The following is a 13,920-nucleotide window of genomic DNA, read 5'->3' on the forward strand; positions in this document are numbered from 1 at the left end:
AAAAACTAATTGACTAAAATATTTTTACGATTTCGTTGATATTCAACGGTCAAAGATAATGACGTGGTGACATACATTAACCAATTCCAGCTAGGAGTTAATAATCTGGCTTCTGAAAAATTAACTATGACTATGATAAGTAGCATCTGCATTGGCCAATAATCTTCCGGTTTTTTAGCGACAGAAATAATTCGAGTCAATGCCATTACAAAAAACCGGACAAACCCTGCTGCAAAAGTCAAAAAACCTAAGAATCCCAATTCTAACAATAATTCTAAAAAACCATTATGGGCATTACTTGCCCAATCATAAGTAGCTCTTAATTTAGATGCAGCATTACTAGTCCAAAATCCTGAAAATCCATAGCCTAACCAAGGTCTTTCCAAAATTTTGGAAATCACTAGCTCCCAGAGGTCAGAGCGTCCATTAAAGGTAAGGTCTTTACCAGAAGTACCAACTACAGTTTCGGCATTATTGAGAAGTAATATTGAAGAAATCATGAGTACCATTAAAGTTGAAGTAATCATAATAACTTGTAATTTATAATTAGTTTTTTTCAAGGATCTGTAGACAGGTAAAAGTGATATCATTGCCAATAGAATAGTTAAAGATGTTGTTGAACGTGAGAAGATAATTAGACATATAGAGATCCCACATAATACCCACATCAACCAGCGATATCGATGGCCACTAAGAGCAAGGTGCAAAAAAACTCCTGCACTCCAAGCCATCATGTAACCTAATTCATTTTTATGACCATAAATTCCACTCCACATACCTAGTAATTCAGGTGATTCGTGAATATAACCTGGTACGAATGCAGAAAATAGAATAGATAATGATGCAGCAACACCAAGTGCCCAAGCTATCAGCTTAATTTGTTCCTTAAGCGGATAACGCATTGCTAAATAGATGGCAAGAAAATATATTCGGATTAGACCTCTTAAATAAGTAAGACTAGAACTTAGATCTTCTGACCATAAAAGAGAAAATATAACTATTGCTAGTAAAAAAAACTGTAATGGATTTCTAGTGATTACATAAATAAAACCTTTCCAGTATAAAATTAGAAAATAAAATAGGATTAAATATGAAACTATATTGAACAAAGTATCTAGCTTATCGCCTCCAAGTGTAGACATGGAAACTTCTTGTGCTGGGTGTATTGTTAATGCCCCTACAGCAATAAGTAATAGCAAGATAGTTAATATTTTTTCTGTTAATTTTACTTTCATTTATGAAGTTTAGTTTATCTATTTTTTATCGTTGAGTAATTCAATCTTTTCTTCAATTCTTCTTTAAAAATATCCAACGCAGTTGCTTTATAAACTGTTTTCTGTGTAAAATTATCTGCTTCTACATTCCTGACAATAAATGGTGGATGTTTTAAGGGAAATTCCATTGCTTGCATCGACATATTGATGAACGAAAATTCTTGATTTGAAGTGAAATGAGTTGCGTCTGCACCAACACCAACATTAGAGATTAAATTGACATTGGGAATAATACTTAAGCTTCCCTGCATCCAACAAGCAAATGTCCATTGGTAATCCCAGGTTATACCTGTAGGATTGTCATAAACAGACTGAAATATTCGTTGCCAAGAATTTACCGCTTTTTGGTCTATAAGAATGTCATATAAAAGGTTTTCTGCTTGCACCTCTTTCCAGAGTTTGATAGTCAAATCATAATGTTGCCAAGCACGTCTCCAACTTGCCCAACCCCAGCAGTGGTTGTAGCGAGAAAAATAATAACTGTAATTTGTACGTTTTTGTCCAAGTTGGAGATTTTGAGCAGAGATTGTAGCGATTCTGGTATCATCTCTATATTTTTCTAGTAGCTCTTGACTAAACCTGAAAAAAGTTGGGTGAGGGATACAATCATCTTCCAAAATAATTGTCTCCTCAACATTATTAAAGACCCAATCTAAACCACTTGATACCCGGTTTGCACAACCTAAATTGATATCAGAATAATTCTTTATTACTTCACAATCCCAATCAACTCTCTCAATAATTTCCCTAGTCGCTTCACATTTTTCTGCCTCACCTTCGCGGTCAATGCGGGGTCCATCTGCAATTACAAAAAGTTTTGTTGGCTTGGCTTGGCGAATAGCTTCAAAAACTTTCTCTGTTGTTTGTGGACGTTTAAAAATAATAAAAGTTATCGGTGTTTGCATAATAATAAAAGTTAAATAATAACGATTAGTATTTGTAAAAATGAATAAGCGATCGCACCTGAATCTTAAAGAGTTTTTGTGTTCTTGAATCAAACGCGTTGCATATAAAAGCAGCAGCAGCTTGAGATATTATTGTTGCGATTGCAGCTCCAAGTCCTGCATATTTAGGAATAAGTAATAAATTGAGAATAATGTTTAGTATTGCCCCAAATAAAGTCTTACCTAAAGAAACGTGGTTTAAACCTTCAGCAATAAACCAAGGTGATGTTGCAAGACCCATAAATACAAACAAAGAAGTCCAAATATGAACTGCTAATATTGCTCCTGCCTCTGCATATCCACTTCCAAACATAACTATAATTATCTTGTCAGATAAAAAGGACATTGGAAGAGCAATTCCTAAAGATATACATGTCATTAGACTGAGTAATTGTCCTATTCGCTGATAGTAAAGACTTTCCGATTTTTCCTTTGCTGCATAAATTGCCGGAGCAACAGAAGAGACAATAGCCCCTGGAATAAAATACCAAATTTCAGAAATACGCACAGCAGCAGAATAAACTCCAACCTCACTATCTCCGATCATTTGACCTAACATCACCTGATCTATTCTCATAAAAATCATGATGGCAAACCCCGAAAAAATTAGAGGTAAACTCTCTTTCATAAGAGTTTTGGCAGAAGCAAAACTCCAACGCCATAACCACAATGAAGACCCTTTGACTTGGTAAACAATCAGTAAGCCAATAGCACTCATTGCAAATTCTGCTAATGTTACCAAAGCAAAAGCTAGCAATGGTGCTTTTGTTAAAATTAGTGTGATTTTGATGACAGTATTTAGCAAAAACGCTGTGTTTTTAGCGATTACAGTATATTTTGACTGCACCTGTGATTGAAACCACAGTTCAATAGTATCAGATGCCCTAAAAATTCCTGCTATTCCTAAAATTGTAACTAGCCATATCTTTAGTGTTTCATGCTCACCTAAGAAAAACATCGTGCTAACTGCCAATAAAACAGAAGCAATCCCACCCAAAAATTTTAGCCAAAAAGTAGTTCCTAAAATTTCCTCTTTGTTTGATGATTGACGAACAAGATGGCGAACTACTACGTCGTCTAGTCCGAGAGTAAAAATTGGGCTAAATAAAGCAACAAAAGCTAAAGCATAGTTAAATAGACCATACTGTTGTACTCCTAAATAACGTGCTACCCATACCCCTACAACTAAGCTTGCACCCATACGTAGAATGCGGTCAGCAAATAACCAACCTGTATTAGCAATAATTGCATGCAGCCCAGAACGAGATTTAAATTTCGATAAGTTTTTAATTTTTAATTTACTTAACATTATTTTTATGAATTAATCATATAACATTCTTTCTTTATACCTATTAATATCGCTTGTGCAACCTTTTTTCTTAAATACAAAATAAAGTATATTTATTCAGTAATTAACATTATTTATCACCTATAACTATTTTAATTTACCGCTAATTAAAATTTTCAAATAATAGCTAAACAAGAAAACAATACCCTTGATTTTCCAATACAAACTATGCTCAAATAAAAATATTATTTTCAAGTAAGTAACAAAATCTTGATGTTTTGGGCATGGTATAGTTTGTAGCTCATTGATAGATGTGAAAGCTAAGAATAATGGGGAGCTAAAATTGTTTTTTTGCAGAATGTAATTAAACAGGGAATTGCGTTTCCAGAATCTTTTATATTTATAGTTTTTGTCTATATCTAAAAAATTCTTATTATGATACTGATTATTCTCATGTATTCTATACATTACTAAAGGTTTAGACATGTAAAACTTTTTGGCCCCCACCAAAGAAGCTCCCCATACCAAACAGTCATCAGCCCTTACACGCCAATCTTCTATATTTGGAATAGGTAAAAATTTTCTGACTATCTCTCTACGTATTGATAATGTTGAAGTTATAGAACCAATCCATTCCCCGTTATATAAAGTTCTAATTACTGAATAACCCAAATCTAAATCAACTACATCGTCTTGAAATATTCCTTGTACTGCTCCAAACTTTTTATACGCACAAAATATAAAATCACATTCACTGCGTCTATTATAAAAATTTAGGGCATTTTCTAAATACTGAGGTTCATAAATGTCATCGGCATCTAAAAAAAAGATAATGTCACCAGTAGCAGCTAAAAAACCTTCATTAAAAGATGATAATTGTCCTTGATTTTTTTCTTTCAAGATAGATTTAACATTAGTTATTTGAGTAAATTTATTGATAACTTCCGTAGAATTATCTGTAGATGCATCATCAACAATGATAATTTCATCAAATTTAACTGTCTGATTTAAAGCGCTATTAATTGCTTCAGAAAGAAATTCAGCATAATTGTAATTATTAATTAAACAAGAAGTTTTCATTTTATTTTTATCCATTATTCCTACAGTCAAAAAATTTGGTTTAGATGGTTGTAGTGATGGTAGCTTTCACAATTTCTATGATAACTTAACGCTCTTGGCGAAATTTAATTAAGCTGCTAGATACCAAATCTTGTTCAATTTGTCGTTTTTTAGTGTCATAAAAATAATTATTAGGTTCATTTTTAGCATTCACACCATTGATGACTATTCCTAATACCTTCTGACCTGACTGAGTTAAAAACTCTTTAGCTGCATTTGCACTGTTCAAGTCAACCACTCCAGGACGAACGACTAATAAGATACCGTCAGTCAAAGTGCTTAAAACAGCAGCATCTGCTATTCCTGACAATGGAGGAGTGTCAAAAATTACAAGATCGTACTCTCTGCCCAAGTTACTAATTAATGTCGCCATGCGTTGAGAATCTAGCATTGCCACTGGATTGGGAGGCAAAACTCCAGAAGTAAGAACTTCCAGATTAGGCATTACTTCCTGAATAACTGTGTCTAAAGAAGCTTGGTTAGTTATGACATTACTTAGTCCCATACTATTTGTTAGCCCCCAGATATGATGCTGTATAGGATGACGCATATCTGCATCCACCAACAACACCCTACGCCCCGCCTGAGCCATAGTCACAGCTAAATTTGCAGATACGTCAGACTTTCCTTCTTTGGTAACGGAACTTGTAATTACAATGCTTTTGAGCGGTTTATCAGAACAGAGGAACTTTAAGTTTACTTGTAGTATTTGATATGCATTACCAACAGGGAAGTAAGGAATATCTCTACCAATGATTTTGGGAATAGGTCTATCAAGTCCTGCTATAAAAGAATGATCTTTACCATTTCTAGCTTGTGTAGGAATCACTCCTAAAACACTGTATCTCAAGACATCTTTGGCTTCTTTGACGGTCTTCACCGAGCGGTCTATCAAGTCTAAAGTAAAGGCAACAATGATACCTAAGAAGAAACCAACTCCTGCTCCACCAACAATAAACAGCATTTTCCGAGGCCCTTCTGCTTCATCAGGGATTAAAGCATAGGAAATGACACGAGCATTAGGAATTTTTTGGTTTTGTGCAATATCAATCTCTTGGCGTTTCTTTAAGAGTGTTTCGTAAGTCGTTTGAGCTGCTTGCAGCTTCCGTTCTAGCTCTCGTTGACTCTGTTCTAACCTTGGCAAATTATTTGCTCGTTTGATGTAAGCATTTTGCTGTTGTTCGAGTGTGGCAATTTGTCTCTCCAAACCAACGCGTTCTGCCTGAGCACGAGTAATATCTGCAATTAGGCTTTGTCGCAGTTGTCCAACCTGTAAACTTCCCTGTGTTATCTGCGCTTTACCCGCTACTTGTCCTGTCCGCTCTTTTAGCAAGTTGTTAAGAGCTGCGACTTTTTCTTCTAAGTTAGTAATTGTAGGGTGTTCAGGTGAAAAACGGGTACGCTCTAGTGCAAGTTGGCTTTCTGTTTCTTGAAGTTGGGCTAGCACTTTCTGAACTCCAGGTGCTTGACTCAATTCAGATTCGATTACACCTTGCCGTGAATCTACCTGAGCTTCACTGCTTAATTGTTCTAAACGACCCTTGACATCATCTAGTTGAGCTAAAGCTTGAGAAATTTGGTTTCCTAACTTAGAAATTGTATCAACTGCTGCGGCTGCCTCTTGTTCCAAGACAACAACTTTATTCGTTTCTTTAAATAGCCGCAGTTTTGATTCGGCTCTTCTGACAACTTCCTCAGCTTTAGGTACTTCCGTTACGAGAACCTGTTTGGCTGTCCGCGCTTCATTCTGATTAGCTTTGATATTTAGATCGATATAACTGTCAATAACTTCATTGACAATTTTGGCAGCTAGTTCTGGATCGCCACCTCTATAAGAAAGTTGTACAACATCAGTGCCTTTAATTCCTTCTATTTTTAGTTGTTTTGCCAAGTCGGGAATCGAAAGCAGTTTGCCTTGACTATCTTTAAGGTTGAGGAAATTAATCGTTTTCTCAATTACTGGATTTGATCCAATAACTCTCACTTGAGTTTCCAGGGGATTGTCGTTCACATTCAAAGCTTCTAGGCGTCCTATGTCATCCGATAAGCCCGTGAGTGAGGAAGAGCGATTTGTTTTAATCATCAAACTTCCTTCTGCCTTGTATGAAGGTTTTAGTGAAAATGCATACAGGCATCCAAGGCTAACAGATATGGCAAAAATTCCAACTAGAGGTAGCCAACGCCGTTGAAGAACTTCTAAGTATTTCTGAATATTTACTTCTTCAAAACTTGGTAAAGATTCCATCGTCATAAATATCTACAAACTTTTATAAAAAAATTATTTACTTACAGCAGATTGTTCTTAGTATTTTACCCACAGTAGTGCTGTAATCTACTTTGCAATATTAATCTTTTTCGTTGATTGTCAGCTAGTACCTTTTTGCTGAAGTTGTTAAATATCTGAAGTTAACTAATAGTTTTGCATCTCGCAATTTTAAGTTAGATTGATATTTTCCTGACAGCAACAACAAAATAACTCACAATTTTCTCTCTGATTTAGTGGCTTTCCATTTTTAGGGCTTAATTTTGATTAACTTAGTTTTATGTTACTAGTAATGCAAGTATTGATTTGTAAGCTAGCAATCACTATCATATTGTGTGAGAACACTGAATTCGAGAACTTTACAAAAAATTTATACAAAAGATTAATATGTTCGCTGTCAATTTGGTGATTTTAAAACGACGAAAGGAGTTAATTGCTTCAGGGTAAGGAATAGAACAATTGTGCCAGCCTATAAGCAATTGAAGCACTTCAGAGATAGACTTTGTACAGTGAAAAGAGAGACCTATAAAGACTCGATGGATGTTTACTTCAGCTGCTTCCAAACTTTTAGTCACAATTAATTCTGACTCTGAAAATAGTCAATTTTAGTAATAATACGGAACCGACAATCATAAAATTGTATGATTTTAGTATTGAGCCTGTAATAACTCGCAATCAGTTTAATTTGCCCAGTCTGGTGAAAGACTTTTTTATGTGGCTTGAGGTATGAAAATTATAACGTGCTTGTCTTTGGGTTTTTTATATACCAGTATTTTAGATTTACCCGTAAATTTTCAATCACCTTAGTTGTATTCTCTAATTGAGGCAAAATACCCCTTTCAATATCTATGTAAAAATATATTATCTATTGTCTTATGGATGTAACTATACAGTAACATGTATAAAAGATAAACGGCTACTAAGTAAAAACGTATGTCAAGAAAGATAAACTAGGCTAAAACCCTCTTTCATAGACCCTCCTGGTCGATGTCTACGTGCAATTATGACACAAGTGCAATTGTCACAGATATCTGCGTCTTCTTGGTCATCCTAAATCCCAGGAAAGAGATATGAGTAAGAATGAATGTAGAGATGTAACAGTGCTACGTCTGTGCAAGTGTTCTGGATACCGCATAATTAATTTCACTAGACGCTCAATTATCACTCTTCCATCACTCTGGTCAAAGAAAAATCTCAGCCAACTTTTAAATAATAGACAGAAACTAAGTTTGGAGCTTTATTTTCTAACATTATGGGTAAAATCATCTCTTTTGCCTGAAAGTGTTGTCTAGTAAGGATTATTGTTTTATTCTCTGGTGAGAGTGATGAAAGAGTGTTATATCATGTCCGCTTGATTACTTATTAAACGAAACTTTTGTAGTCTTTTAAAGATAATGTTAATAATTTATCTCATTAGATAATGAAATTATTGTTCAGTATTTTTTAATTTTTTTCATAATCGCATTGGATAACTGGACTCAATTTAATTATTAATTGTATTTTAGAATATACAAAAATCAATGATAAAAGAATGTAATTACTTCAAAGGATATGTGAATGATACTTTAGATAATTGATTTGTGACTGGTGATGATGTTATTATTAAGGGGTGGGTTGATTTTGGGTTTATTATCTCCAACAATTAACTTGTAATGTATCATAGACCAGAATTTATCAGTATTGCAAATTGATTAGACCTCTTGCATAAATTACAAATTAAGAACCATAGCCCGCCAAAGTGTAGCTTTGTATCCCCTTCTTGCAAGCGGGAAGGAGATTAAGGGATGGGTACTAAGTACTTTTGCAAGATATCTATTGATTAGTAGTGTGAAATGGCTGTGAGTCTGAATATCTAGACTTGATACCAATAAATTGATGAGGTTACAGAGGAGCAAATAACCATGAGCAACTTAATATCTCCCCATATCGAAGTTCAAAAAACGAAGAAAAAAAGTTTAGCCGCAGATAAAAAGCCTCGATCTACAGATGATATTGTGCGTAGTTATCTGCAAGAGATTGGGCGTGTAGATTTGTTGACTCGCGAACAAGAGGTTATTTTTGCCCAAGAAGTGCAGCAGATGATGAATTTATTAGCTGCTAAGGAAGAATTGGCTGTGAAATTAAAGCATGAACCCACACTGCAAGAATGGGCAGAACAAGTGGAGTTAAGTGTGGAGATGCTAAAGCAACAGCTAAATTTAGGACACCAGGCCAAGCAGAAAATGATTCAGGCTAATCTCCGGTTAGTGGTAGCTGTGGCAAAGAAATACCAGCACAGGAACTTAGAATTTATGGATTTAATTCAAGAAGGTACTTTAGGTTTAGAACGAGGAGTAGATAAATTTGATCCCGCTCTTGGTTACAAGTTTTCTACTTATGCTTACTGGTGGATTCGTCAAGGAATTACACGGGCGATCGCTCAACAAGGACGTACAATTCGTCTACCTATCCACGTCTTTGAGAAACTGAACAAAATTAAACGGGTGCAGCGAGAATTATCTCAACAGTTGGGTCGCGTTCCTACTACTGTTGAAATTGCCACTGCCTTATCTTTGACACCTAGCCAAGTTCGAGAGTGTTTGTACTTAGCCCGTCAACCCTTCTCTCTAGAGGCGCGAGTTGGAGAACAACAAGATACAGAATTGCAGGACATATTAGAGGATGATAGTCCTTCGCCTGAAGATTATGCCGTTGAAGAATCTCTCCACCAAGACTTACAAGACTTATTAGCAAAGCTGTCTCCCCAGCAACGAGAAATATTAACCCTGCGCTTTGGTCTAACTGACGGGTATGAACTTTCCTTAGCACAGATTGGCGATCGCATGGGTATTAGTCGAGAACGTGTGCGTCAAATAGAACAAAAAGCTCTCAGTCTCCTCCGACGCCAAAAGGAACAAGTACGTAGTTATCTAGCTAGTTGAGGTTATTTTTTCATAAATTAGGGCATTTAAACTTAGGAAATCGCCATTATAACTGTGTAAAATTCAGTCACTTTGGGCGAAAATAAACCTAAATAATCTCTCTTAATGATTTGATATGAGCACATCAAAGACAGTACAACAATTGCAAGTACAATGGGTGACTTCTAAAAACTTTCGGCGTTATGGACAGGTAATTTTTGCAAGTTTTGATGGCAAAACTTATGATGGTGAAGATGCCCAGTTAAACCTGCAAAACGGAATTCCACGATTTTATATTATGCGGTTGGAGAAGAGAGGGCGAAAGTTCCACAAAATTACTCGCCATGTGCAATGCACTCAATGTCTGGGTTCTTTGGAAGGGAAGGATTGGTTAATTGCAGTTTGTCCTCCTGATAATGATGTGAATGAACCAGCATTAGAAGAGATTGCTGCTTTCCGCATTCCGGGGAATTGTTTTATCAAGCTACATGAGGGTACTTGGCACGCTGGGCCCCATTTTGACCATGAAGCTGTGGATTTTTATAATTTGGAACTTGCTGATACAAATATGGTGGATCATTTCACCCATGATTTTCTCAAGAGTCATCAATTAGAGTTTGAGATGGTTTAGGTAAGATTATGTTTAATTATAGATATAGACAAGCTATTTTCCTGAATCAGTTCAACCATTTGAATCTATATTTTTACATAAACAAGGATTAGTTCAAGTCTTACGTCAGTTTGGTTATGATATATGGATTGTCTAATGTTAGTCTAGAAATTGATATCTCACCAGAATGGTTGCGTAGAAGTTTCCACTGTCTTTGAAATTTTTCTTAAACATTCATTTTATGGCTTCTTCCAATTCTCAATCTTCTGACAAAAGCTTTGTCTACCGCGAATTTGGCAACGATAACTTTGCCGCCATAGAAAGACCAATTCCAGAACTGCCCCCACAACAACAAAATCTGAAAGTACAAGCTTCCCGCAAAGGACGCAAAGGCAAAACCGTCACAGTGATTAGCGGTTTTCAAGCCAAACCGGAAACGTTAGTAGATTTAGTGAAACAGTTGAAAACCCAGTGTGGGACAGGTGGGACAATTAAAGACAACGAAATTGAAATTCAGGGTGAGCACAAACAGAAAATTGTCGAGATTTTGACCAAGCTAGGTTATAAAGCCAAAATTAGTGGTGGCTAATCTTGAGTGCGGTTTACGTATGTTAACCACGATCAAGATTAAAAGAGGGAATGTTATCTTTGAGAAATACAAATATGCTTGAACAGTGGTAAATTAATTTGCCAAGAAGCTGTCTTTTCTGATATTAACAGGAGGTTTAAATGGATTTAGTTCGGATTCTGTGTGCCATTTTTCTGCCGCCTTTGGGAGTTTTTTTACAAGTAGGTTTTGGTATAGACTTTTGGATTAATATACTTTTGACGCTGGTTGGTTACATTCCTGGGATTATTCATGCAGTGTGGATAATTGCTAAAAAATAATTTTTTGTAGAAGAAGTAGGTTAAGCATACCAATATCTGTGTTAGTGATTCTTATAGAGGCAATTCATGAATTGCCTCTACAAAAAAGTTCATGAAATTTACTCTTTTGTATTCGTAATACCAATTCAATTAATGATTGCAACACATCCTTGGGTAAAGACGCGATTCATCGCGTCTTTACAGATAGTCTATTTGTCGCATTCTTTTTTAAAATTGGTATAACTTTAATTAGACAAAAATTTCTATGAATACTACTTTATTTTTTAAATATACATAGACACTACCCAATAAAATCCGATATCTAAATAAAATTTGTAAAAGTAATATTTATCAAGTATATAATATCAGCTTTTGTGTAGCGAACAATGCTGAATTGATTCTAACTTTTTAACATGGCATAGAGTTTAAACTCTAGAAGCAAGGGGCAGATGTGCAATTGCCATTGCACAGTTGAGACGTTCAAATCTTTGATTAAGCCAGTACGTATATCTAGTACCCAGCCATGAACCATAGGCGCTTTTCGCTCATAAAGTACCTGACGCATGATGGGAGTTTGGTAAAGATTTTTTACTTGCGCCACAACATTGATTTCCGCCAAACGATTCAGACGTTCTTCTCTTGTTGGCAAGGCATTGATTTCTTCTTGTTTGTCTAAATACAGTTCCCGAATCGGATTTACCCAGTTATCAAGAATTCCGATAGTTCTCCCTTCTAAAGCTGTCTTAATTCCTCCGCAATCGTAGTGACCACAAACGATAATGTGTTCCACTTTCAGGTGTAAAATTGCGTATTCTAAAATGGCTAAAAAGTTTATATCCGTTAGAGAGACTTGATTAGCAATATTACGATGTACAAATAACTCTCCTGGTTCTGTACGGGTAAACTTTGTTAATGCTAGACGACTATCAGAACACCCGATGTATAGAAAAGGTGGTGTTTGTCCACTAGATAATTCTTGAAAGTAAGTTGGATCTATAGCTAGCTTTTCGGCAACCCAAGCCTGATTATTTCTGAGGAGTTCATCAATACTGTTGTATTTCATCTTTCGTCAAATTCGAGAGAGAATATCATCAATATTTTATTTTAACTGATCTACAGTTTTGTCTAAATCAAGATGAACTTTTCCAGAACTAAAATCTTATAAATATGATAATTTTTCAATCGGGGGCAACAACTTTGCTACCGTTATGATGGTTGATTGACCAACGGTGATCGATAGTTACAGAGGAAAACTCGCAAATTTCTTCTAGTCGCTTTTGCTGTACAGCAGCTTTACGGAGAGTAATAATTAGCTGATTCACCTGATGCCGTAAATCTGGGTTATCATTTACTGCTAACATAGTTTGTCTTTCTAAGAGTTGAAGTATAAGTTCGTAGTGAATAGGCGAAGGTAGAGGAATTTGCTCCATGAAGTTAAATTTTGATTTCATATTTGGGATTTTGTATTAGTCACAGTTTGTTTCTTGTGAATAAATTGTTACATACTAAATAACTAGTTACTTATGGCTTTGATTTGATTAGCAATGAAGATTTGGCAAAATATTGATGATATTTGATGGCAAAGTGCTGCGTGTGTACGCATAGTGTGCCCAATTGTTCAACTCTTTTGTGCAGTTGCCCTGCACATTTTAGGGCAGGTGGGGTGTTTCTTTCAAAAATTCCTCGGTAATATACGGGCGATCGCAGCGCCTGGATCTGGTTGTTTTACCAAAGATTCTCCAATCAGTACAGCAGATGCACCTGCTGTCAGCACCAAACTTAAATCCTCTGGGTTGTGTAGTCCCGATTCACTGACAACTAGGATGTTTTTCTCCTGCAATTGGCTACCCCTTGCAGCTAAAAGTTGGCAAGTAGTTTGCAGATCAACAGAGAAATCTTCCAAATTGCGATTATTAATTCCTACCAAGGAGACTCCATCTAAGGCTAACACACGGTCAAGTTCTGCCAAGCTATGGACTTCAATCAAAGCTGCCATTTTCAGGTTATTAGCAATTTTGAGAAAGTATTGCAAATCTTGATCGCTTAGGATAGCTGCAATCAACAAAATAGCATCTGCACCCTGAACCCGCGCTAAGTACATCTGATAAGGATAAATAACAAACTCTTTGCATAGTAAAGGTAAATCTACGGCAGCCCGAACTTTGGCTAAATTGTCAAAACTACCTTGAAAGAACTTGACATCTGTTAATACAGAAAGACAGCTAGCTTTGGCTTGCTGATAAGACAGGGCGATCGCTACTGGGTCAAAATCTGCTCTTAAAACACCTTTACTCGGTGAAGCTTTTTTAACTTCAGCAATCAATGCTGGCTTTGTCTTACCTTGGTGCAAAGCAGCAACAAAATCACGGGTTGGTGGCGCAGAGAGTGCTTGATTTTGCAATTCCCGTAAAGGCAACCTTTCACGCATTTGGTCAACTTCTACTTCTTTATGCCAGACAATTTCTTCCAAAATGTTATTTGGCGCTGCATCAGGTACGGCAGCTTGATAACGTAATATGGACACGGAAATAGCTGGGTTAGGTGAACGGCGACGGATTTGCATAATTAGTCATTGGTCATTGGTCATTGGTCATTAGTCATTGGTCATTAGTCATTTGTCCTTGTTTATTAGCAAAGGACAAATGACAAAGAACA

12 protein-coding genes are annotated in these 13,920 nt (G+C 36.0%); 4 read left to right on the top strand and 8 right to left on the bottom strand.

The window, feature by feature from the left end; all coding sequences use genetic code 11:
• Positions 1 to 5 precede the first annotated feature (5 nt).
• The 5 genes from V7K56_RS26375 to V7K56_RS26395 form a co-directional block, all read right to left on the bottom strand.
• On the bottom strand, positions 6 to 1,235 hold the full coding sequence (locus V7K56_RS26375) for an O-antigen ligase family protein (RefSeq protein ID WP_334915174.1): 1,230 nt from the start codon (positions 1,233 to 1,235) through the stop codon (positions 6 to 8).
• 14 nt (positions 1,236 to 1,249) lie between these two features.
• Positions 1,250 to 2,179, bottom strand: coding sequence for a glycosyltransferase family 2 protein (locus V7K56_RS26380; protein WP_334915176.1), 930 nt, complete (start codon positions 2,177 to 2,179; stop codon positions 1,250 to 1,252).
• 25 nt (positions 2,180 to 2,204) lie between these two features.
• Positions 2,205 to 3,527, bottom strand: coding sequence for a flippase (locus tag V7K56_RS26385; protein ID WP_334915178.1), 1,323 nt, complete (start codon positions 3,525 to 3,527; stop codon positions 2,205 to 2,207).
• A 126-nt stretch (positions 3,528 to 3,653) separates the two neighbouring features.
• Positions 3,654 to 4,601, bottom strand: coding sequence for a glycosyltransferase family 2 protein (locus V7K56_RS26390; RefSeq protein ID WP_334915180.1), 948 nt, complete (start codon positions 4,599 to 4,601; stop codon positions 3,654 to 3,656).
• A 70-nt stretch (positions 4,602 to 4,671) separates the two neighbouring features.
• On the bottom strand, positions 4,672 to 6,876 hold the full coding sequence (locus V7K56_RS26395) for a GumC family protein (protein WP_334915182.1): 2,205 nt from the start codon (positions 6,874 to 6,876) through the stop codon (positions 4,672 to 4,674).
• 1,913 nt (positions 6,877 to 8,789) lie between these two features.
• Here V7K56_RS26395 and V7K56_RS26400 point away from each other — a divergent pair.
• From V7K56_RS26400 to V7K56_RS26415, 4 genes are all read left to right on the top strand, one after another.
• Entirely contained in the window at positions 8,790 to 9,809 is a 1,020-nt protein-coding gene (locus V7K56_RS26400; RefSeq protein WP_334915184.1) for an RNA polymerase sigma factor, RpoD/SigA family, read from the top strand.
• A 115-nt stretch (positions 9,810 to 9,924) separates the two neighbouring features.
• Complete coding sequence (locus V7K56_RS26405) at positions 9,925 to 10,419, top strand: ureidoglycolate lyase (RefSeq protein ID WP_334915186.1); 495 nt, start codon at positions 9,925 to 9,927, stop codon at positions 10,417 to 10,419.
• 220 nt (positions 10,420 to 10,639) lie between these two features.
• Positions 10,640 to 10,987: a translation initiation factor gene (locus V7K56_RS26410; RefSeq protein ID WP_334915188.1), complete on the top strand. Its 348-nt coding sequence runs from the start codon at positions 10,640 to 10,642 to the stop codon at positions 10,985 to 10,987.
• Between the two features lie 140 nt (positions 10,988 to 11,127).
• Positions 11,128 to 11,286 (top strand): YqaE/Pmp3 family membrane protein, encoded by a 159-nt coding sequence (locus V7K56_RS26415; RefSeq protein ID WP_334915190.1) that lies wholly within the window; start codon positions 11,128 to 11,130, stop codon positions 11,284 to 11,286.
• 379 nt (positions 11,287 to 11,665) lie between these two features.
• Here the strand turns inward: V7K56_RS26415 and V7K56_RS26420 are convergent, their stop codons facing one another.
• The 3 genes from V7K56_RS26420 to trpC all read right to left on the bottom strand — a co-directional run bounded on the left by V7K56_RS26420 (position 11,666) and on the right by trpC (position 13,828).
• Positions 11,666 to 12,328, bottom strand: coding sequence for a carbonic anhydrase (locus V7K56_RS26420; protein WP_334915192.1), 663 nt, complete (start codon positions 12,326 to 12,328; stop codon positions 11,666 to 11,668).
• Positions 12,329 to 12,443: 115 nt separating this feature from the next.
• Complete coding sequence (locus V7K56_RS26425) at positions 12,444 to 12,695, bottom strand: DUF5340 domain-containing protein (protein ID WP_104907996.1); 252 nt, start codon at positions 12,693 to 12,695, stop codon at positions 12,444 to 12,446.
• 242 nt (positions 12,696 to 12,937) lie between these two features.
• The gene (gene trpC / locus V7K56_RS26430; RefSeq protein WP_334915194.1) at positions 12,938 to 13,828 is read right to left on the bottom strand and encodes an indole-3-glycerol phosphate synthase TrpC; all 891 of its coding nucleotides are present in this window, start codon (positions 13,826 to 13,828) and stop codon (positions 12,938 to 12,940) included.
• Positions 13,829 to 13,920: the final 92 nt, after the last annotated feature.

The organism is Nostoc sp. (assembly GCF_036917535.1).
GTDB lineage: Bacteria > Cyanobacteriota > Cyanobacteriia > Cyanobacteriales > Nostocaceae > Nostoc.

Bases quoted from the DNA above. Each gene is read 5' to 3' on its own strand.
- V7K56_RS26375 (WP_334915174.1), bottom strand. From the start codon at position 1,235: ATGAAAGTAAAATTAACAGAAAAAATATTAACTATCTTGCTATTACTT.
- V7K56_RS26395 (WP_334915182.1), bottom strand. From the start codon at position 6,876: ATGACGATGGAATCTTTACCAAGTTTTGAAGAAGTAAATATTCAGAAA.
- V7K56_RS26380 (WP_334915176.1), bottom strand. From the start codon at position 2,179: ATGCAAACACCGATAACTTTTATTATTTTTAAACGTCCACAAACAACA.
- V7K56_RS26400 (WP_334915184.1), top strand. From the start codon at position 8,790: ATGAGCAACTTAATATCTCCCCATATCGAAGTTCAAAAAACGAAGAAA.
- V7K56_RS26390 (WP_334915180.1), bottom strand. From the start codon at position 4,601: ATGGATAAAAATAAAATGAAAACTTCTTGTTTAATTAATAATTACAAT.
- V7K56_RS26425 (WP_104907996.1), bottom strand. From the start codon at position 12,695: ATGGAGCAAATTCCTCTACCTTCGCCTATTCACTACGAACTTATACTT.
- V7K56_RS26385 (WP_334915178.1), bottom strand. From the start codon at position 3,527: ATGTTAAGTAAATTAAAAATTAAAAACTTATCGAAATTTAAATCTCGT.
- V7K56_RS26410 (WP_334915188.1), top strand. From the start codon at position 10,640: ATGGCTTCTTCCAATTCTCAATCTTCTGACAAAAGCTTTGTCTACCGC.
- V7K56_RS26405 (WP_334915186.1), top strand. From the start codon at position 9,925: ATGAGCACATCAAAGACAGTACAACAATTGCAAGTACAATGGGTGACT.
- V7K56_RS26415 (WP_334915190.1), top strand. From the start codon at position 11,128: ATGGATTTAGTTCGGATTCTGTGTGCCATTTTTCTGCCGCCTTTGGGA.
- trpC (WP_334915194.1), bottom strand. From the start codon at position 13,828: ATGCAAATCCGTCGCCGTTCACCTAACCCAGCTATTTCCGTGTCCATA.
- V7K56_RS26420 (WP_334915192.1), bottom strand. From the start codon at position 12,328: ATGAAATACAACAGTATTGATGAACTCCTCAGAAATAATCAGGCTTGG.